The sequence below is a fragment of the bacterium genome (genome assembly GCA_020440705.1).
Lineage (GTDB): Bacteria > Krumholzibacteriota > Krumholzibacteriia > LZORAL124-64-63 > LZORAL124-64-63 > JAGRNP01.
The window spans coordinates 1-19,536 of record JAGRNP010000077.1; the positions used below are offsets into that span (position 1 = coordinate 1).

Consider the following 19,536-nt stretch of genomic DNA (forward strand, 5'->3'; position numbering starts at 1 on the left):
AAGCTGAAGTCGGGCCCCCTGGGCGGCGACCAGCAGTTGGGCGCCCTGATCACCGACGGCGAGATCGACCTGGTGATCTTCTTCTGGGATCCCATGATGGCCCAGCCCCACGACGTGGACGTCAAGGCCCTGCTGCGTATCGCCGTGGTGTACAACATCCCGATGGCCTGCAACCGGGCCACTGCCGACTTCGTGATCTCGTCGGCCCTGATGGACGAGGAGTACGAACCCATCCTGAAGGACTACGACGAATACCTGACGCGGACGGTGCCGGGCACCTCCGGATAGGCGCCTCAACGGGCCCATGGAAGGGCTGGAACGTGGTATCATTGCCGAAGCGGGCCGTCCAAGGGGGGACGGCGCGTGCGACCAATGGAATAGGTGCGAATCCCGATGAAACGACTGCTCGTTCTCTTGATCGTGGTCGGGTCGATGACGGCCCCGGGGCCGGGAATCGCCCAGTCCCTCGGTTTCTTCTACCCGATCTCCTGTATCGACGACGGGGATCTGATCATCCCGTTCACGATGTACGAAGAGGCTGTCGTGCGCCTCGTGATCGGCGATTCGTCGACCGATCTGCCGGTTCGGACCCTCGTCGATGGCGTGCTGGCCGCCGGGCAACACGAGGTGGTCTTCGACGGCCGTGACGAATCGGGCGAACCGCTCATCCCGGGCTCATATACCGCCCTCCTCGACGGCCCGGACGGATTGTCGAGCCGACAATTCGTCGTCCGGTGCGGCGAAGGGCTCTTTCTCGGGCCGGGTCTGGTCATCGACGGCCGCACGGTCCTCCGGCCGATCATGATGTCCATCGACGGCGGTGCCGTGGCCGATCTCGGCATCTACGACGCCACCGGCACGACGCGCGTGAGCGACCTGTGGCAGGGAACCGTGGGTGAGGCAACGGGATTGAGCTGGAACGGGAACGGCAGCAATGGGCCGCTTCCGGCCGGCGACTACATCATGCGGATGGACAGCGACGTCCTCGACGTGGATGTTCCCTTCTCCTTCGATCCCTATCCCCCGCTCGAACTGACGCTGACCATGGTCGGCGCCGACGGGATTCCGGTCGTCGCCGGCTCGTCCCCGAACACCTCTGCGCAAGTCACCGGTCCTCTGCAGCAGATGACCGCGACCTTCGATCGTCCTCTCACGCCCGCGGAGATCGGGATCCTCACCGATCCGAACTTCGCGCTGGATGGATTCCTCGCCGGACGGGCCCGTCCCATCAATCCCACCGTGTGGCCCGACTCGACCGGCATCACCTGGCCGTCATTCACGAACTCCTGCGACTGGCGGGATATTGCGGGATCGGGCCGGCTCGAGACCTTGAACATGTGCATCGGGGACGAGGTCGCATTCGTGCTGGGGTACGACCACGAGGGAATCACCTGGCGCGATGGCACCTGCACCCCGCGCGGTGAAACCGATCCCACCGACTGGCAGACGGGCCCCGGACCATTCCGGTCCACGGTTGCCGGCTTCATGGACCCCCCCTGCGGGAATCCCCTGCTCGCGGGCGAGGTCGCCGAGTTCCGCTTCTACATACCAACCCACGGCGCGGTCAAGATTAGGATCGTCGATTCATCCGGGTACTTCATCCGGACCCTGACCTACGACAACTACGATAGCGGCTACCACACGCTGATCTGGGACCGTACCCGCTTCGACGGGATGGAAGTGCCTCCCGGCCTGTACCACGTGATGTGGGACGGCCTGGGTGTGGATCAGAACCGCGTCGTCGCCTCGGGCGACATCCTCGTCAGCGACCTGCCCGCCGCCGCCCCCGACGGCGAGCTGCAGGTGGCGCGCCCCGCCCTGCTGGGCAACCACCCCAACCCCTTCAACCCGGCGACGACCATCGCCTTCGCCCTGCCCGCGCCGGGCGACGCGCGCGTCACGGTGGTCGGGCTGGACGGCCGCGTGGTCGCCCGTCTCGCCGACGGCCCCTTCGCCGCCGGACGACACGAAGTGGTTTGGAACGGCCGAGACGCCGGCGGCAGGCCGGTCGCCTCGGGCGCCTACCTGTGCCGGCTCGAGGCGGGCGGCACGACGTCGACCCGCCGCCTCATGCTGCTGAAGTAGAGATCCGCACGAACCCGAAAGGGCGCGAGCATGGACGCCCGCAAGAACATCGCACTCGTGGCCCACGACAACCGCAAGCGCGACCTCATCGAGTGGGTCGAGTTCAACGTCGAGCTGCTGCTCGACCACGAACTGACCTGCACCGGGACCACGGGCCGCCTCGTGGAGGAGGCGATCCGGGCCAAGGTGCCGGCGGCGAAGATCCCGAAGGGGTTCGCGATCCGGAAGCTGAAGTCGGGCCCCTTGGGCGGCGACCAGCAGTTGGGCGCCCTGATCACCGAGGGCGACATCGACCTCGTCATCTTCTTCTGGGACCCCATGGAGGCCCAGCCCCACGACGTCGACGTCAAGGCCCTGCTGCGCATCGCCGTCGTTTACAACATCCCCATGGCCTGCAACCGCTCGAGCGCCGACTTCATGATTTCCTCGCCGCTGATGCACAAACGCTACGACCCCATCCTGAAGGACTACAGCACCTACCTCCAGCGTTCGGTGCCGGACGGGGACTGAGGCCGGGCGGTTCGCGCCGAATCGGCGCTTCACGGCAGTATTTCCGGTCGAACTTTCCCTCAGGTCCGCTGCCGGGATGACGAAATCTAAAGACCACGCGTAAATCCGGCTGCAGGGATCCAGAACTCGGTCCGCCTGCCGGTCTCGTTGTCCGTGCAAACGTCCAGGAGCGGAATCATGCGCATCACCCACCGGATCGGGCTCGTCGGGGGGCTTCCCCTCTTCATCCTCGCGGTCATCGCCTGGCAGGTCATGAGCCCGAAGCTCGTCCTGCGGAGCGGCAGCCAGAAGTGGAAGGACAGCACGACCGTGATGATCGCCTGCTCATCGCTGGCGCGGGACCTTCAGGTCGAGCGCGGGGCGACCGCGGTCCACCTCAAGGGGGGCCCACGGGCTCCCGTCGAGGCGGCCCGCAAGGACACCGACGCCGCCGCCGCCGAATTCCGGACCACCCTCGACGGTCTCGGCCTGGGTCAGGACAGCCGCGCCGCCCTGGACGCGGTCGCGGACGCTGTCGCCGGCATGCGGCGCCAGGCGGACGGCGGCAGCCCCGTCGGCGACGTCGTCAAGGCGTACACTTCGAACATCCAGGTCCTCGTGGACCGCGTGCAGGACGAGGCCCAGCAGAAGACCGACAAGGGCGTCGGCAAACGCTTCCTCGCCCTGGCCTCCCTCGAACAGACCAAGGAGTACGCCGGGCGCTTCCGGGCCAATCTCGCCGGAGCGGCCGCCGCCGACAAGGCCCTCACCTCGATCCAGGTCGTGGCCCTCGCCGCCCTGCACGAGCGGGCCGCGGGCGGGCTCGCGTCGCCGATCCTCGTCCTCGACGGCAACAACCGGGAGAAGCTGGGCGCCGTGCTCGCCTCGTCCCAGTGGAAGCACACCGAAGACTACTACGAGACGGTCATGGCCCGGTCCCAGGCCGGCGGCTACGGACTCGATGCGCAGCAGGTCTTCGGCGACGTGACCGGGGTCATCGACCAGGTCGACGCCGTCCTGCAGGACCAGTACAGCCGGGTGGCCGACCTGACCGACAAGATCTACCACGACGCCAACGTCTCGCTCGTCGGCTGGAGCCTGGCCCTGCTGGTCGCGTTCGTCGGCAGCGCCCTGATCACGCTGCGGGTGAGCACGCGCCTGACGGCCGCCATGGCCGAGGCCCTCGACCTCGCCGACGCCATCGCCCAGGGCGACACCTCGCGCCGGATCCACGTGTCCGGGCGGGACGAACTGTCCCGCCTCGGTACGGCCCTCAACCGCATGGCCGATTCGCTCGCGGAGCAGGCGGCCGTGGCCGAACACATCGCCGGTGGCGACCTCACCGTCTCGGTGCAGGTGGCGTCGGACCGCGACCGCTTCGGACTTGCCCTGCGCAACATGGTCGAGCGGCTGCGCGACCTGATCGGGCAGGTGCGGGTCAACTCGGACCGGGTGGCCACCGGTGCCCGCGAGATCTCGGACACGGGCCAGTCGCTCAGCCAGGGCACCACCGAGCAGGCGGCTTCGCTGCAGCAGATCTCCGCCTCGGTGACGGAGATCAGCGATCGGACCCGCGAGAACGCCGACGGGGCCCGCAGCGCGAGCGAAGCAACGCGCACGGTCCAGGAAGCCGCCGACGCCGGCAGCGCCCGCATGCAGGCCCTGCGCGGCGCCATGGAGGAGATCAGCGCCTCCAGCGCGCGCATCGCCGTCATCATCAAGACGGTCGACGACATCGCCTTCCAGACCAACCTGTTGGCTCTGAACGCGGCCGTCGAGGCCGCGCGCGCCGGCTCCCACGGCAGGGGATTCGCCGTCGTGGCCGAGGAGGTCCGGCAGCTGGCCGGACGCAGCGCCAAGGCGGCCCGGGAGACCAGCGAACTGATCGCGGACACGACCGGCAAGGTCCGGCAGGGGACCGAACTGTCAGCCGACGCGGCGGAGTCGTTCGAAGCCATCGCCGCGGACGTGAACCGGGCTGCGACCATGGTCGACGAGATCGCCCGAACCGCCGTCGACCAGGCGACCTCGATCGCCGAGATCAGCGACGGTCTGCGCCAGGTGGACACGGTGGTCCAGCAGAGCTCGGCCAACGCCGAGGAACTCGCGTCGGCCTCGCAGATGCTGGTCGACGAGTCCCGCAACCTGCAGAACCAGATCGGGGCGTTCCGGACCGGCGGACACGCCGCCGCGCCGTCGGCCGCCGCCGGGCCGGCCGCGCCGGGCCGCATCGAACTGCCTGCCCCCACCCCGGTGCCCGCGTTCGCGCCGGATGACGCTTTCGGCGTCCCGGACGAGGTCCCCGTGCTGACCGGCGATTGGGGCTAGGACGCGACCCTCCGTGGTGAACCGGGTGGCGGCGCCCGCGTGGATGAGCTAGGCTCCCCGCGCGGGCGCCGCTTTCCGCCGCGCCCGGTTCCCCCAGCGAGGAGACCGTTCGTGCGCCGTATCCTGCCCTGCCTCATCCTGCTGGCCGCCGGAGCGGCTGCCGCCGACACCGACCTGGCCACCTTCGAGGCCCGCTTCCACGACGAGACCCTCCGCGTCGACTACTTCCACACGGGGAATGCCGACGAGGAGATCGTCTCGCTCGACCAGATGTGGCGCCAGGGCACCTGGGCCGGCAGCCGCACCCGGCTCGTGGACGACCTGGACCTCGGCCGCTACTACGCCAAGGCCTACGACAGGGAAAGCGGCGAACTGGTCTGGTCGCGCGGCTTCGATTCGTACTTCGGCGAGTGGAAGACGACGGCCCGCGCGGGCACCGGCGAGCGCCGCACCTACCACGAGTCGGCGCTGCTGCCCATGCCGAAGATGCCCATCGTCTTCACGCTGGAAGTGCGCGGCGACGACAACGGGCTGCGCGAGATCTTCCGGCGCGAGATCGAGCCGGACGACTGGCACATCCGGCGCGACGCCCTGCCGGGCGGCGTGCGCGTGTTCGAGACCGCCGTCTCGGGCGACCCGCACCAGCGGGTCGACATCGCCATCGTCGGCGACGGCTACACCCCCCTCGAGACGGACAAGTTCGCGGCCGACTGCCGGCGCTTCGCCGACACCATGCTGAACCACGAGCCCTACGCGAGCCGCCGCGACCAGTTCAACGTGTGGGGCGTGCTGCGGTCGTCCCTCGAGAGCGGCTGCGACGAACCGAGCCGCGGCGTGCACCGCAACACCGCCCTCGGCAGCACCTTCGACTCCCTCGACAGCGAGCGCTACCTGCTCACCGAGGACAACCGCGCCATCCGCGACATCGCCGCCCACGCGCCCTACGACGTGCTCTACATCATGGTGAACCACGAGCGCTACGGCGGCGGCGGCATCTACAACCTGTTCTGCACCTTCACCAGCGACAACCAGTGGAGCGAGTACGTCTTCCTGCACGAGTTCGGGCACAGCTTCGCCGGGCTCGCCGACGAGTACTACACCTCGAGCACCGGCTACGACGAGTTCTACAAGCCGGGCCGCGAGCCCAACGAGCGCAACATCACGGCGCTGCGCGACCCCGCGCACCTGAAGTGGGGCGACCTCGCGACGCCGGGCGTGGCGCTGCCCACCCCCTGGGACCAGGACGACTACGACAAGGCGGACGTGGCCTACCAGACCGAGCGCGGCGCCATCAACGACGAGATCGCGCGGCTGATGACGTCGGGTGCGCCCGCGGCCGAGGTCGAGGCGGCCAAGGCCCGGGGCGAGGAGCTCTCGCTGCGGCACCAGCTCGAGGTCGACGCGTGGTTCGCGGCCAATCCGGCCCACGGGAAGGTCGGGGCGTTCCAAGGCGCGGGCTACATGGCGCGCGGCATGTACCGGGCCGAGCTCGACTGCATCATGTTCACCAAGGGGATCAAACCCTTCTGCGCGGCCTGCGAGCGGGGCATCCGCGAGGTGATCGAGCGCTACCGCGAGTAGGGCCCCGCCGGATCCGCCCTTGATGGCCCGCCCCGGCGGGCCTTTCTTATGCGCAACCCTTTGTTGAAATTTTCGTATATATTTCAACAAACCTGACCCGGAGGACGCCCGTGACCCGATCCACAGCCCATCCCATCGCCGGCCGGCGCCAGCTCGAGGCCCTCGCCTCGCCGGTGCGGCAGGAGATCGTCGACGCCCTGCAGGCCCTCGGTCCGGCCACCGTGGCCGAGATCGCCGCCGAGCTGAACCGGGCCCCCGACTCGCTCTACTACCATCTGCGCCTGCTGCGGAAGGTCGACCTGGTGCGCGAGGCGGGCACTCGCGACGACGGACCCCGCCCGGAAAAGGTGTACGACCTGCCCGGCCGCCCCCTGCGCATGCGCTACGAGTCGTCGCGCCCCGTGCGCCGCGCCATCGGGCGCACCGTGGCCGGAGTGCTGCGCCTGGCCGAGCGCGACTTCGACGCCGCCCTCGACCGGGTGACCATCGTCGACGGCCGGCCCGACCGCCCCCTCACCGGCGGGCGCCTCAAGGCCTGGCTCACCCCGGCCCAGCGCGACCGCCTGCTGGCGCTGCTCGGCGAGATCGACGAGCTCATGGCCGGCGGCGGCAAGGCCCCGGACTCCGAACTGTACGCCCTGACCCGGGTGCTCGTGCCCCTGGACCCCCACCGCCGCCTGCGCTCCGACCGCGCCGACGACGATCGAAAGGACCCTTGAGATGAAGCATCGCCACGACCTCCCCCTCGCCGTCGCAGCGGCCGGCTGCCTTGCCGCCGCCCTCTGCCTGAGCGCGACCGCCACCGCCACCGCAGGCACCGGCCTGCGCCGGGACGGCGCGTCGGCGCCCGCCGCCGTCGTCATCACCGGCGCGGCGAGCACCCTCGGCGTCGACGGCCCGTTCCGGCTCGTCGTCGCGAGCGACGGCCGCTACCGCCTCGAACTCGGCGGCCCCCTGCCCCAGGTCACGGGCTGGGATGGCACGACCGCCTGGGACCGCGACTGGAACGGCACCTCGCGCCCCCTTCACCTGCGCGACCGCGACCAGGCCGTGCTCGACGGGCTCTTCCTCGCCGGCGCCTGGCCCGACGCCGACGACGGCGGGCGCCTGGTGTGGAGCGCATCCGTCCCGCGCGAGGGCGGCGGCGTGCAAAGGCCCTTCACCCACGGCGACCGCGGCCTGCACGGCGCGGCCGACGTCGACGCCGAGGGCCGCCTCGTGGCGTTCCGCGTGGGCGTCGGCGACAAGCTGCGCGAGACGGCGTACCGCGGCGAACGCGACTTCGGCGGCGTCCGGTGGCCCGCCGTGGTCGAGCAGACCTCCGACAGCGGCGAGACCGTGACCCTGCGCGCCGAAGAGGTCACCGTCCTGGACGCTCCGAAAGCCGTGACTGCGGCTCTGGCCCCCGCGATCGGTCCCGCCGCGGACCACCGCTTCCTGGCCGACCTGCCCGCCGACCTGGAGATCTTCCGCGCCCCGTCGGGCCACCTGCTGGTGCACCCCCTGCTCGACGGCCGCGACGTGGGGTGGTTCATCTTCGACACGGGCGCCGGCGCCCTGTGTCTCGACAACGCCGCGGCCGATTCGCTCGGCTACGCGGGCTTCGGCGAGATCACGGCCAAGGGCGTGGGCGGCGACGTGAAGAGCGCCTTCTATCGCGGCGCGAGCCTGCAGCTGGGCCCCCTGGTCATGGACGACCCGGCCTACGTCGGCCTGGACCTGCAGTTCCTCTCGGGCTATTTCGGCAAGCCGCTGGCCGGCGTGCTCGGCTACGGGGTGCTCGCGCGCGCGGTGGTCGAGTTCGACCACCAGGCGCCGCGCATCGCCCTGCACGACCGCACGACCTATCCCGGCACCGACCTGACCTGGACCCCGCTCTTCCTCTTCGGCCGCCACCCCTGCGTGCCGGGCGCCTTCGAGGGCCACGACGCGGTGTTCCGCCTCGACACCGGCGCCGACGGCACGCTGACCTTCCACCAGCCCACGGTCGAGCGGCTCGGGCTGCTGCGGAACCGGCGCGTGCAGGACACGCAGCTCGGAGGGGTCGGCGGATTCGTGGCGGCCAAGAAGGGGCCCGTGGCCTGGGTCGAGTTGGGCGGACGGCGCTTCGAGCACGTCGAGGCGGCCTTCGCCCTCGCCGAAGAGGGCGCCTTCGCCGACGCGGCCACCGACGGCAACGTGGGGAACGAGCTGCTCGACGACTTCCTGCTGGTGTTCGACTACGGCGGGATGCGCATGGCCCTGACGCCACGCCCCGGGAACTGAGTCCCCGGGGCGCAGCGGGACGGGGGTCCGTCCGGTTCGCGGGTTGCTACCAGTCGATCTCGACGGCCTGGCCGACGCTCGAGGCGATGTCTTCCCAGGATTCGTCGACGGATTGCAGCCCGACCGGCGTCGCCGCGGACTTCGCCGGGCGCGGCGTGAGCTTCGGCGGCGCCAGCGGGGTCCGCGTGGCCTGCGGCGCAGATCTCAGGACCGGCGCCGGGGCCGCCGGCCGCCGGCCCATCTCGCCGTGGCCGCCGCGCAGGGTGAACCGCGCCAGCAGGTCGTGCAGCTCGCTGGCCTGGCCGGACAGCTCCTGGGCCGCCGCCGCGCTCTCCTCGGCGTTGGCGGTGTTGCTCTGGGTGACCTGGTCGATCCGGGTCAGGCCTTCGTTCACCTGCGCGATGCCCTCGGCCTGCTCGCGGCTGGCCTTGGCGATCTCCTCGACCAGGTCGGTCACCTCGCTGACGCGCCCGACGATGTTGCCGAGGGCCTTCTGGGTCTCCTCGGCGATGCGGGTGCCGTTCTCGGCCCGCGCCACCGAACCCTCGATCAGCTCGGAGGTCTCGCTGGCCGCCTTGGCGCTGCGCACCGCGAGGTTGCGCACCTCCTCGGCGACCACGGCGAAGCCCTTGCCGTGGACCCCCGCCCGCGCGGCCTCGACCGCGGCGTTCAGGGCCAGCAGGTTGGTCTGGAAGGCGATGTCGTCGATGACCTTGATGATGCGCCCGATGTCGCGGGCCGAGGTGTTGATCTCCCCGATGGCCGCGACCATCTCCTTCATGCTCGTGTCGCCGCTGCGGGCTTCGGTCCGGGCCTGACCCGCCAGTTCACTGGCGCGTCCGGCACCGTCGGCGTTGGCCTTGGTCTGACCGGTGATCTCGGTCAGCGAGGCGGAGATCTCCTCGACCGAACTGGCCGACTCGGTGGCGCCCTCGGACAGGGACTGGCTCGCCGACGCCACCTCGGAGCTGCCGACGGCGATCTGTTCGCCGGCCGCGCGGATGCGATCCATGACCTCGTTGAGGTCGTTCGCCAGGCGGCGCATGCTCTCGCGGATCACGTCGCCGTCCTCGACGTCCGTGATCTCGAAGGTGAGATCGCCGGCCGCGAGCCGCTGCAGATTCGCCACGACCTCGTGTTCGAGGGTGTCGGCGAAGCGGTCGAGGGTCCGCCCCATCTCGCCGATCTCGTCGCCCCGGGCCAGTTTCAGGCGCCGGTCGAGACGGCCCCGGCCCATGCCGCGGATCATGTCGACGGTCGCGAGCAGCGGCCGCGTCAGGGAGCGGGTGATGAGCAACGCGACGCCGACGATGAGCGCGGCGCCGAACACGCCGACGACCAGCATGGTCATCTGCAGCGCCTTGATGGGCGCGAAGGCCTCGGCCTCGTCGATCTCTGCCAGCAGGCCCCAGCGGAGCTCGCCCACCTCGACCGGCGTGAAGGCCGACAGGACCGGATTGCCGTTGTAGTCGATGATGATGCGGGAGCCGGCCTCGCCCTTGAGGGCGGCATCGGCGGCCTCGGTCTTCACCGCGCCGCGGTTCGGATCGGCGAACGACGGCAGCACCGAGTGGCCGGTCGGGTCGAGATAGGAGTCCGAGCGCATGAGATGGTCCGGACCGATCAGATACGTCTCGCCGGTCTCGCCCATGCCCGAGCGCTCGGTCATGATGGCGTTGATGGCGTCGAGGGGAACCTGCAGGGCGGCGACGCCGATGAAGCGGCCGCCGCCGTCGACGACGGGCGCCCCGAGGAAGGACGCGGGCTCGCCGTTGCTCGGCGCATAGGGCGCGAAGTCGACCAGGGTCGCCCTCTCGCGCGCCTGCCGGAAGCAGTCGGCCAGGCCGCTGTCGGCCAGCGGGCCCGCGAGCAGGTTCGCGCCCAGATCGGACTCCCGGGCCACCGTGAAGACGACGTACCCGTCGACGTCGATGAGGAAGACGTCGTAGTAGCCGTACTCCTGCTGGTACTGGGTGAACCACGGACCGTAGGCGCTCGCCACCGCCTCCCAGCCGATGTTCTCGATCGAGTGCTCGCCGGCGTCGAAGGCGGCGCTCATGTCGGCCATGGCCGTGACGACGGTCGGCATCGTGGCCAGCACGTTCACGTCGCCGACCCGTTCGGCGAAGTAGTTCTCGATCTTGTGCCTCTTGATCTCCCGGACCGCCTCCAGGTGGTCGAACGACGCCTTGCTCAGGGACTTGTCGGCGACACGGATCGAGATCACGCCCATGACGACGAACGGCACCACACTGAGGCCGACGAACGCCAGCACGAGTTGCTTGCCCAGCTTCATGTTCTTCACGACTTGCCTACCTCTTTCGCGGCGATCGGCGCTGATCCGCCTGCGGAATCCGGGGAATGGGACCGGGAGAACGGTCGGGACTTCTGGATTCGCTATCGCCCCCTACGGTTTCCCCTTAAGCCCACGTCGGGGCTGATTTGACCATTCGTGTGATGAGATGCCCGTGTCTCGGAAAATGTGTCCGGGCCGGATCAGGGGGTTCGCCTGGTGGCCTCAAGGTCCCAGCTGGCCGAATTCGAGCTCCAATCCGCCTATTCCACCTCACGAAGCAGGATGCCGGGACGCGGACACATTTTCCGAGGCACAAGGTTCGGGTTGCAATCCACGGCGCGAGGCGCACCATGGGGGAACCCCACCCCAACCCGGGAGCCCCCCCATGAAGCGCCCCCTCCCCCTCCTGATCGCGGTCCTCGCGGCCATGGTGACCCTCGGCCCGGCCTGGGCCGGCACGCCCCTGGAGGCCCGGCTGCAGGCCGCCGTCGACGGATTCGCGGCCGCCAACCTCCAGGCGCCCGGCGTCGTGGTCCACGTGACCTGCCCGCCTTTGGGCCTGGACACGGACTTCACGGCCGGACGGGCCGATCGCGGCCCCGACGCCCCGCTCCTCACCGCCCGGCACACGTTCCGGATCGCCAGCAACACCAAGACCTACGTGGCGGCGGCGGTGCTGCAGCTGGTGGCGGCGGGGGAGTTCGACCTGGACACGCCCCTGGCCGCGGTGCTGCCGGCCCGGCACCGCGAGGCGCTGGCGGCCGACGGCTACGATCTGGCCGCCATGACCCTGGCCCAGGTGCTGTCGCACACGAGCGGCCTGTCCGAGCATCCGGCCGACCCGCGCTACGCCGAGGCCATCGAGGCCGATCCGCAGCGGGAGTGGACGCGGGACGAGCAGGTGCGGCTCTGCGTGGAGTGGCGCGATCCGGAGAGTGCGCCCGGTGAGGCGTTCCACTATTCCGACACGGGATACATCCTGCTGGGCGGCCTGATCGAGGAGCGCACGGGGCTGTCGCTGGGCGCCGCCGTCCATCGGCTGCTGGGCTACGAGGCACTGGGACTCGACGCCACCTGGTGGGAGCGCGACGAGGCGCCGCCGGGCGGGGCCGGACCGCGGGCGCACCAATACTACGGGGACCTCGACACGACCGGCTGGAATCCGACCCTCGACCTCTACGGCGGCGGCGGCCTGATCTGCGACGCTGACGACCTGGGCCGCTTCCTGCGGGCCCTGGTCACCGGCCGGGTGCTGTCACCGGAGATGACCGTCGCCATGCTGGGCCGGGGCGCCCTGAACTACCGCCTGGGCCTGTTCCGCGAGGACTTCGCCGGCCGGCTCGCCTGGGGCCACACGGGCTTCTGGAACACCTTCGCCTACCACGTCGAAACCCTCGACCTGACGGTCAGCGGCGCGGTGCTGAACCACCATGCGACGCGGGGAAGGGAGCTGGCGGCGGCGCTGGTCGCGGAGGTCGCGGCCGCATCGGGCGGGGAGAGGCCGGCAGGGAACTAACCCGCGGACGGCGCCCCGGCGGGCTCGTCGTCCACGGCGGCCGGCGCGTGCAGCGCGGCGTGCATCATCTGGCCCGCCGAGATGTCGATCACCGCGTGCAGGACCATGGCCGGCACGAGGCTGCCGCTGAGCAGCGTGACGAGGCCGAAGAGCACGCCGACCAGGCCCGTCTTCAGCACGCCGCCGGCGCCCTGGTAGGCGTGGCCGAGGCCGAAGATCGCCGACGTCACGGCCAGGGCGGGCCAGGGGCCGACGACGGGCGCCGTCACCGCCAGCAGCACGCCGCGGTACATGATCTCCTCGCACACGCCGGCCGTGATCGCCAGCGAGCCGAAGACCCGCAGCTCGCGGGCGTCGCGGGGCGCCAGCGCGATGAGGTCGCCCATGCTGCGGCGCACCTTGGCCAGCCCGCGCGGGTCGGCGATGGCCACGCGCGACTGCCACAGCTGCACGACCACCAGGGCGGCGGTCACGCCCACGGGCAACCACTGCCAGCCGGCGAAGCCGAGGCCCAGGCGCAGCGGGGCGGCGGGCCGGCCGAGAGCCATCCACGCGCCGAGCAGGCCCAGGGCCGAGACCCATTCCAGGACCAGGATCCAGCGGTAGGTGGCGAGGCGGGCGTCGGGGCGCCCGGCGGCGGTCCAGGCCTTGAGGCGGCGGGCGTCCCAGATGCCGACGAGCGGGATCACGACCACGAGGTAGACGAGGACGGCGGCGGCGAAGAGATCGAGCGCGTGCAGGTTCATGGTCCGCGGCTACTGCCGCACGGCCTCCTCGATGAAGACGCTGTTGGGGATGGTGACGAGGCGGCCGTCCTGCTCGATGAGCGCGTGCACGGCCGCGACGCCCGCCAGCACGCCAGTCCGGCCCTGGATCTCGATGGCCTCGCCCGGCGTGAAGATCTTGCGGGCGTAGTACCCCGCCACCAGGTTGCGCGTGATGTCGCGCGAACCGAGGCCGAAGGTCAGGGCCAGGGCCAGGGCGCAGCCAGCGAGCAGCACCAGCACCACGGCCCGGATCACCTCGGTGTCGATCTGCAGCTGCGTGACGGCCATCAGGGCGGCCACGAAGACGATCAGCGCCGACACGATGCGGCCGAGCACCGGCGCGAACTCGACGCCCGAGTCGCGCGCCGAGCGCGTGACGGCGCCGCTGGCGAACTGGGCGATGAGCATGCCGACGACGAGCACGAGCCCGGCGGCCACCAGGTTGGGAAGGTAGCCGAAGAACGAGGTGATGGCACCCGACACCGCCACCAGGCCGATCGACTGGGCCGCGCTCTGCACGAAGAGGATCAGGATCAGGTAGTAGGTGAGGCCCGCGAGCAGCTCGCCCGGCGTGCGGTGCAGGCCGAGGCGGCGCAGGGTGCCGGTCAGGCCGAGGCGTTCGAGGCCGTCGTCCAGGCGCAGCTTCGCGAACGCGGTGCGGATGGCCCGGCGCGCGATGCGAGCCAGGATCCAGCCAACCAGCAGCACGCCGAGGCCGGTGAGGAACTTGGGCACGAAGCCGGCGAAGGCCCCGGTGAGCGAGTCGAGCACCGAGGTCAGGGCCGTGCGAGGCGAGAATCCGTTGTCCATGTCTCTCCCTTTCCCCCCCGACTCAGGCGCCGGGATCGTCGTCGCCGGATCCCGCATCGGATCCGGGCCACACGTCGATGAGGCTGCGCACGTGTTCCCAGAACGTGGCGAGCATCACGTTGAACGAGAAGTCGAGGCTGTCCGCGGCGAGCGTGCGCCGGTTGATGTCGCGCTGGACGCGGCCCGCCAGGTCCGGATCCGGGGCCACGCGCAGATCGCGCACCTCGGCCAGGGGCGTGTCGTCGTCCGGGGGGCCGGCGGGCCCGTCGGGGCGGTCGTCAGCCAACGTCGTGCTCCTCGGCGTAGGCGCGCCGGAACTCCTCCCGGGCGCGCTTGATGCGCATCTTCACCGCGGAGAGGCCCAGGTCGAGCTCGTCGGCCACCTCCTGGTACGAGAGGCCGTCCATGTCGCGCAGGATCAGCGGCACGCGCAGGGTCTCCGGCAGGCCGTCCAGCACGCGCGAGATGGCCTCGCGGGTCTCGCCCGCGGCCGCGGCCCGGTCGGCCGGATGCCGCGAGTGCAGGGCGGCGTGGCCCTCGAGCTCCGGCTCGTCGACATCGACGAAGACCCGGCTGCGGCGGCGGCGCAGGTGGTTCAGGCAGTGGTTCACCTTGATCCGGTTCAACCAGGTGCCGAACCCGGCGCGGCCCTCGAAGCCGGACAGGTTGAAGTAGGCCTTCACCAGCACCTCCTGGGCGAGGTCGAGGGCTTCCTCCTCGTTCCCGCTCAGGTAGCGGCAGTTCGTCTGCACGCGGTCCTGGTGACGGCGCAGCAGCTCGTCGAACGCCCGCAGGTCGCCTGGTCGCGCGGAACGGATCCGGGCCACGAGTTCCTGGTCGGTCGGGGTCATTCCATCTCCTTGACACTCTTGTCGCCGCGAAGTCACATGCCATTGTAGCCGGAGGCCCGGCCAAATAAAAATCTCCAATCATGTGACTTTCGGGATCGGGCCGTGTCTGAAGCGCGAATCCGGTGCAATCGAGACTTTGTCGCCCAACGGGGCCCTGCGCGGCCCCCACCAACGGAGGATCCGATGAGCCATCGCCAAACCATCACGTCGACCCTGGTCGCCGTCGCCCTGGCGGCCACGGTCGCCGGCGGCGCCCTGGCCGCCGACGCGGGCATCGACGCCCACGACAAGCCCCTGTTCTCCCTCACGCCCTACGCCGGCGCCGGCTTCTGGTCGCGCGACGTGGGGCTCGACGACTCGTTCCTGTTCGGCGCCCGGGGTGCCCTGCATCTGACGCGAGCGCTCTCCGTCGAGGGCACCTACGGGCGCTCGACGCCCGACCGCAGCGCCGACGGGGTCGGGGTCGACATCGACCACTACGGCCTGGACCTGGTCTGGGACCTGCGGCCCGGCGCGAACTGGGCCCCCTACCTGCTGGGCGGCTGGGCCCAGCTCGACCACGACGCCGACGACGTGCCGGGCACCGAGGTGCTCAACGGGGCCGAGTTCGGCCTCGGCGTGCGCAAGCGCCTCGGCGGCGACAACGCCAACTTCAGCGCCCTGCGCCTCGAGCTGCGCGACGTCATGTCGAACCTGACCCCCTCGTTCCCCAACGACGACGCCGTGACCCACAACCTGATCGCCACGGTGGGCCTGCAGATCGGCTTCGGCCGCAGCAGCCGCGACTCCGACGGCGACGGCGTGCGCGACCGCGATGACGCCTGCCCGGACACCCCGTCCGGCGCCACCATCGACGCCACCGGCTGCCCCACCGACAGCGACGGCGACGGCGTCTTCGACGGCATCGACCAGTGCGCCGGCACGCCCGCCGGGGCCACCGTCGACGCCTCCGGCTGCCCGACCGACAGCGACGGCGACGGCGTCTTCGACGGCATCGACCGGTGCGCCGACACGCCCGCCGGGGCCCTCGTCGACGCGTCGGGCTGCCCGACCGACAGCGACGGCGACGGCGTCTTCGACGGCATCGACCAGTGCGCCGACACGCCGGCGAACCTCCAGGTCGACGCGGCGGGCTGCCCCATCGCCGTCACCGAGACGGAGATCCAGCTGCTCGACACCGGCGTCATCGCCACCACCAACATCGCCTTCGCCTCGGGCTCGGCGCAGCTCGATCCGGCCCACTCGCCCATCCTGGACGAGATCGCCGAGACGATGGTGCGCTGGCCGGAGCTGAAGCTCGGCATCGTCGGCCACACCGACGACACCGGCTCGGCGGCCTCCAACCAGAAGCTGTCGGAGAAGCGGGCCCAGGCGGTGCTCGACTACCTGACGGGCGAGCTGCCCGGCCGCGACATGACCGGCTGCACCGCCACCGGCGCGGGCGAGAACGAGCCCATCGCCGACAACGCCACGGCCGAGGGCCGCCGGGCCAATCGGCGGGTCGAGTTCCGGGTCCTGAACCCCGACGAGCTCAAGCGCGAGATCGAGCACCGGAAGCACTTGGAGCGGTAAGCGGCAATACCGCACACATCGTCAGACGAGACAGCGCTTCCGTCCGGCCGTCCCTCCCGAGTCGAGGGACGGCCGGGAACAGCATCACGAACGCGGCGCCGCGACATCGCCCACGGCGCCGGCGGCGGGGCGGTCCCTGTGGGGGAGGCCGCCCCGCTCCTGTTTCCGCCCGCCCCGCCCCGCGTCCGGCCCGCCCGCAAGTCGGGGTGGGGTTTCCGCCGCTCCGTGACTATTCTTGCCGGACCGTCCCCGTTCCCGTTTCCCGCAGGAAGGTTCCCGTGCCGGCACCCATGGACAGCCACGGCCGCGACATGACGACCGGACCCATGACCCGCCACCTGATGGCGGTGGCGTGGCCCGTGTCGGTGAGCTTCCTGGTGCAGACCCTGTACAACCTGGTCGACGCCTTCTGGCTCGGGAAGCTGGGCAAGACGGCCCTCGTCGCGCCCACCATCACCATGAACATCGTCTTCGTGGGCATCGCCCTGGCCATGGGCCTCGGCCAGGCGGGCACGACCCTCGTCAGCCAGTACAAGGGCGCCGGACGCCCCGGCCGCATGGCCGCCGCCGCGGGCCAGAGCATGGTGCTGCAGATGGTGGCCGGCAGCCTCTTCGCCGTGGTCGGGCTCGTCTTCGCCGGGCCCCTGCTGCGCCTGCTGCAGACCCCGCCGGACGCTTTCGCCGACTCGCTGGTCTACATGCGCTGGATCCTGGTCGGCGTGCCGCTCATGTTCCTCTTCCACACCTACCAGAGCATCCTCTTCGGCCTCGGCGACACGGTCGGGCCCATGCGGGTGAACCTGATCTCGGTGGCCGTGAACGTGGTGCTCGACCCGATCCTCATCTTCGGCTGGGGGCCGGTGCCCGCCATGGGCGTGGCCGGCGCCGCCGCCGCGACGGTGATCGCCCGCGGCCTGGCCTCGCTGCTGGCCCTGCGCGAGCTGCTCGCCGGCGACGGCTTCCGCATCCGGGCCCGCGACCTGCGCTGGGACGGCGCCCTGCTCCTGCGGCTGCTGCGCATCGGGCTGCCGCTCTCGGTGGGCTCGACGGCCACCTCGCTGGGCTTCACCCTGCTGATCGGCATCGTCAACGGCTTCGGCTCGTCGGTGACGGCGGCCTTCGGCGTGGGCCACCGCGTGATCTTGATGGTCTCGGTGCCGGCCATGGCCCTCGGGCAGGCCAACGCCACGGCGGTGGGCCAGAACCTCGGCGCCGGCAAACCCGACCGGGCCTCGCTTTCGGTGCGCCGCTCCGCCTTCCTGATCACGGCCTTCCTGCTGCCGCTGACCACGCTGACCTACTTCTTCGGCTCCCACGTCACCCACTGGTTCGTGGCCGACCCGGAGGTGGTGGCCTACGGCGCCGACCTCTTCCGCATCACCAGCTTCTCGGTCTTCGCCTTCAGCCTGATCCTGGTGCTCTTCGGCGCCTTCCAGGGCTCGGGCCGCACGGTGCCGGTGATGGTGGTCAACACGGGGCGGCTGTGGGCGGTGCGCATCCCCGTGACGCTGCTGCTGACGCAGGTCTGGCACTGGGGGCCGAACGGCCTGTGGTGGGCCATGAACCTCTCGAACCTGATCGCCGGCACGGCGGCGTTCGCGTGGTTCCTCCGGGGAGACTGGAAGTCGGCGGTCATCGAGCAGGATGACGCCGAGGCCGGCGGCGAGGGCGGCGCCGCCCTGGGCGACGCGGTCTGAGCGGCCCGGGTCGGCGGTTGTCGCCGGCGGCCATCGGGGTCATAATGGGCGCCCACCCCGACCCCAGCCCGAACGGACGGTGACCATGAGCCTGACCCCGCGCCGCCGCATTCCCCTGCACCAGTCCCACGCCCGCGTGGGCGCCTCGCCCGGCACCCTGAACTCGCCCGACGGCGCCGGGCCCACCTCGGTCTCGGCCATGGCCTGGGGCCCCGGCGAGCTCGTCGAGCACGACGACATCGACGTCGCGGGGCTGGCCGAACTGCGCGCCGCCCATCCGGTGGTGTGGGTCACCATCAACGGTCTCGGCGACCTCGATCGCCTGGTCCGTCTCGGCGACGCGCTCGGCTTCCACAAGCTCGCCCTCGAGGACATGCTGAACGTCGGGCAGCGGCCCAAGCTCGACCACTACGAGGTCCACCTCTACGGCGTCGCGCGGGTGCCCCACCAGGGCGAGGTGCTGCAGACCCAGCAGGTCTCCCTCTTCGTCGACGACGGCCTGCTGGTGACGGTGTTCGAGAAGGACAGCGACGTTCTGGACGGGGTCCGCGAACGCGCGCGCAACGGCCGCCCCCTGATCCGCAACAGCGGGGTCGACTACCTCCTGTACGCCGTGACCGACGCCGTCGTCGACTCCTACTTCCCGCTGCTCGAACGCTTCGGCCAGTCCCTGTTCGACATGGAAACCGGCGTCCTGGACAACCCCCGCAAGCAGCACATCGGCAAGCTGTACGAGCTCAAGCGCGACCTGGTCACCCTGCGCCGCTACGCCGTGCCGCTGCGCGACGTGGTCGAGGGCCTCATGAAGCCCGACCTCGACCTCCTCAAGCCCCAGACCCGCACCTTCATGAAGGACTGCGTCGATCACGCCCGCCACGCCGCCGACGTGGTCGAGAACCAGGCCGGCCACGTGGACAGCCTCATCGACCTCTACATGAACCTGGTGAACCTGCGCATGAACGAGGTCATGAAGGTGCTGACAGTCATCTCGACGCTCTTCATCCCGCTGTCGTTCATCGCCGGCCTTTACGGCATGAACTTCGACCCGGCGATCTCGGCCTGGAACATGCCCGAACTGGGCTGGAAGTTCGGCTACCCCTACGCCCTGGGCCTGATGGTGCTGTGCAGCGCCGGCCTGGTGGCGTGGTTCTACCGCAAGGGGTGGTTCCGCTAGCAGGCTGTTGAAAAACTCACTTTGGTATCCGGTGCGCCTGGCCGGGCCGAGATCAAGGCGCGATTCCGCCGCCGTAGCCGGAGCTACGGCAAGGGACCGCAACGC

At 70.7% G+C, this 19,536-nt stretch carries 16 protein-coding genes; 11 read left to right on the top strand and 5 right to left on the bottom strand.

Annotation, left to right across the window (positions count from 1 at the left end; genetic code table 11):
- The 7 genes from KDM41_11930 to KDM41_11960 form a co-directional block, all read left to right on the top strand.
- Nucleotides 1-288, top strand: a 288-nt coding sequence (locus KDM41_11930) for a methylglyoxal synthase (protein ID MCB1184135.1), incomplete at its 5' end; no start/stop codon positions are given.
- A gap of 105 nt (nucleotides 289-393) precedes the next feature.
- The gene (locus KDM41_11935) at nucleotides 394-2,085 is read left to right on the top strand and encodes a hypothetical protein (GenBank protein ID MCB1184136.1); all 1,692 of its coding nucleotides are present in this window, start codon (nucleotides 394-396) and stop codon (nucleotides 2,083-2,085) included.
- A gap of 30 nt (nucleotides 2,086-2,115) precedes the next feature.
- The gene (locus KDM41_11940) at nucleotides 2,116-2,595 is read left to right on the top strand and encodes a methylglyoxal synthase (protein ID MCB1184137.1); all 480 of its coding nucleotides are present in this window, start codon (nucleotides 2,116-2,118) and stop codon (nucleotides 2,593-2,595) included.
- A 177-nt stretch (nucleotides 2,596-2,772) separates the two neighbouring features.
- Nucleotides 2,773-4,902 carry a methyl-accepting chemotaxis protein gene (locus KDM41_11945; protein MCB1184138.1) on the top strand — a complete coding sequence of 710 codons (2,130 nt, stop codon included), beginning with the start codon at nucleotides 2,773-2,775 and terminating at the stop codon, nucleotides 4,900-4,902.
- A gap of 111 nt (nucleotides 4,903-5,013) precedes the next feature.
- Entirely contained in the window at nucleotides 5,014-6,483 is a 1,470-nt protein-coding gene (locus KDM41_11950) for a peptidase M64 (protein ID MCB1184139.1), read from the top strand.
- 110 nt (nucleotides 6,484-6,593) lie between these two features.
- A complete protein-coding gene (locus tag KDM41_11955; protein ID MCB1184140.1) occupies nucleotides 6,594-7,202 on the top strand; it encodes a helix-turn-helix transcriptional regulator in 609 nt (202 codons plus the stop codon).
- Between the two features lies 1 nt (nucleotide 7,203).
- Nucleotides 7,204-8,748, top strand: coding sequence for an aspartyl protease family protein (locus KDM41_11960; GenBank protein ID MCB1184141.1), 1,545 nt, complete (start codon nucleotides 7,204-7,206; stop codon nucleotides 8,746-8,748).
- Between the two features lie 46 nt (nucleotides 8,749-8,794).
- On the opposite strand, the gene KDM41_11965 is transcribed toward KDM41_11960, so the two are convergent.
- A complete protein-coding gene (locus KDM41_11965; GenBank protein ID MCB1184142.1) occupies nucleotides 8,795-11,053 on the bottom strand; it encodes a methyl-accepting chemotaxis protein in 2,259 nt (752 codons plus the stop codon).
- Between the two features lie 376 nt (nucleotides 11,054-11,429).
- On the opposite strand from KDM41_11965, the gene KDM41_11970 reads away from it, so the two are divergent.
- Nucleotides 11,430-12,560 carry a beta-lactamase family protein gene (locus tag KDM41_11970; protein MCB1184143.1) on the top strand — a complete coding sequence of 377 codons (1,131 nt, stop codon included), beginning with the start codon at nucleotides 11,430-11,432 and terminating at the stop codon, nucleotides 12,558-12,560.
- On the opposite strand, the gene KDM41_11975 is transcribed toward KDM41_11970, so the two are convergent.
- From KDM41_11975 to KDM41_11990, 4 genes are read right to left on the bottom strand one after another with little or no spacing between them, the layout of a single operon-like run.
- Nucleotides 12,557-13,306, bottom strand: a complete 750-nt coding sequence (locus KDM41_11975; GenBank protein MCB1184144.1) for a CPBP family intramembrane metalloprotease — start codon at nucleotides 13,304-13,306, stop codon at nucleotides 12,557-12,559. The two genes, KDM41_11970 and KDM41_11975, sit on opposite strands and share 4 nt — an antisense overlap.
- Before the next feature lie 9 nt (nucleotides 13,307-13,315).
- Complete coding sequence (locus KDM41_11980; protein MCB1184145.1) at nucleotides 13,316-14,137, bottom strand: mechanosensitive ion channel; 822 nt, start codon at nucleotides 14,135-14,137, stop codon at nucleotides 13,316-13,318.
- Nucleotides 14,138-14,159: 22 nt separating this feature from the next.
- On the bottom strand, nucleotides 14,160-14,423 hold the full coding sequence (locus KDM41_11985) for a hypothetical protein (GenBank protein ID MCB1184146.1): 264 nt from the start codon (nucleotides 14,421-14,423) through the stop codon (nucleotides 14,160-14,162).
- The gene (locus KDM41_11990; protein ID MCB1184147.1) at nucleotides 14,416-14,988 is read right to left on the bottom strand and encodes a sigma-70 family RNA polymerase sigma factor; all 573 of its coding nucleotides are present in this window, start codon (nucleotides 14,986-14,988) and stop codon (nucleotides 14,416-14,418) included. Before KDM41_11990 ends, KDM41_11985 begins: the two co-directional genes overlap by 8 nt.
- Nucleotides 14,989-15,171: 183 nt before the next feature.
- Here KDM41_11990 and KDM41_11995 point away from each other — a divergent pair, with 183 nt between their 5' ends.
- From KDM41_11995 to corA, 3 genes are all read left to right on the top strand, one after another.
- The gene (locus KDM41_11995; protein MCB1184148.1) at nucleotides 15,172-16,560 is read left to right on the top strand and encodes an OmpA family protein; all 1,389 of its coding nucleotides are present in this window, start codon (nucleotides 15,172-15,174) and stop codon (nucleotides 16,558-16,560) included.
- Between the two features lie 278 nt (nucleotides 16,561-16,838).
- Complete coding sequence (locus KDM41_12000; protein MCB1184149.1) at nucleotides 16,839-18,257, top strand: MATE family efflux transporter; 1,419 nt, start codon at nucleotides 16,839-16,841, stop codon at nucleotides 18,255-18,257.
- Between the two features lie 85 nt (nucleotides 18,258-18,342).
- Entirely contained in the window at nucleotides 18,343-19,431 is a 1,089-nt protein-coding gene (gene corA / locus KDM41_12005; protein MCB1184150.1) for a magnesium/cobalt transporter CorA, read from the top strand.
- The last annotated feature ends 105 nt before the right edge of the window (nucleotides 19,432-19,536 follow it).

What these genes read in the sequence shown, in the direction of transcription:
- KDM41_11980 (MCB1184145.1), bottom strand. Translation starts at nt 14,137, where the DNA reads ATGGACAACGGATTCTCGCCTCGCACGGCCCTGACCTCGGTGCTCGAC.
- KDM41_11935 (MCB1184136.1), top strand. Translation starts at nt 394, where the DNA reads ATGAAACGACTGCTCGTTCTCTTGATCGTGGTCGGGTCGATGACGGCC.
- KDM41_11960 (MCB1184141.1), top strand. Translation starts at nt 7,204, where the DNA reads ATGAAGCATCGCCACGACCTCCCCCTCGCCGTCGCAGCGGCCGGCTGC.
- corA (MCB1184150.1), top strand. Translation starts at nt 18,343, where the DNA reads ATGAGCCTGACCCCGCGCCGCCGCATTCCCCTGCACCAGTCCCACGCC.
- KDM41_11940 (MCB1184137.1), top strand. Translation starts at nt 2,116, where the DNA reads ATGGACGCCCGCAAGAACATCGCACTCGTGGCCCACGACAACCGCAAG.
- KDM41_11990 (MCB1184147.1), bottom strand. Translation starts at nt 14,988, where the DNA reads ATGACCCCGACCGACCAGGAACTCGTGGCCCGGATCCGTTCCGCGCGA.
- KDM41_11975 (MCB1184144.1), bottom strand. Translation starts at nt 13,306, where the DNA reads ATGAACCTGCACGCGCTCGATCTCTTCGCCGCCGCCGTCCTCGTCTAC.
- KDM41_11970 (MCB1184143.1), top strand. Translation starts at nt 11,430, where the DNA reads ATGAAGCGCCCCCTCCCCCTCCTGATCGCGGTCCTCGCGGCCATGGTG.
- KDM41_11945 (MCB1184138.1), top strand. Translation starts at nt 2,773, where the DNA reads ATGCGCATCACCCACCGGATCGGGCTCGTCGGGGGGCTTCCCCTCTTC.
- KDM41_11995 (MCB1184148.1), top strand. Translation starts at nt 15,172, where the DNA reads ATGAGCCATCGCCAAACCATCACGTCGACCCTGGTCGCCGTCGCCCTG.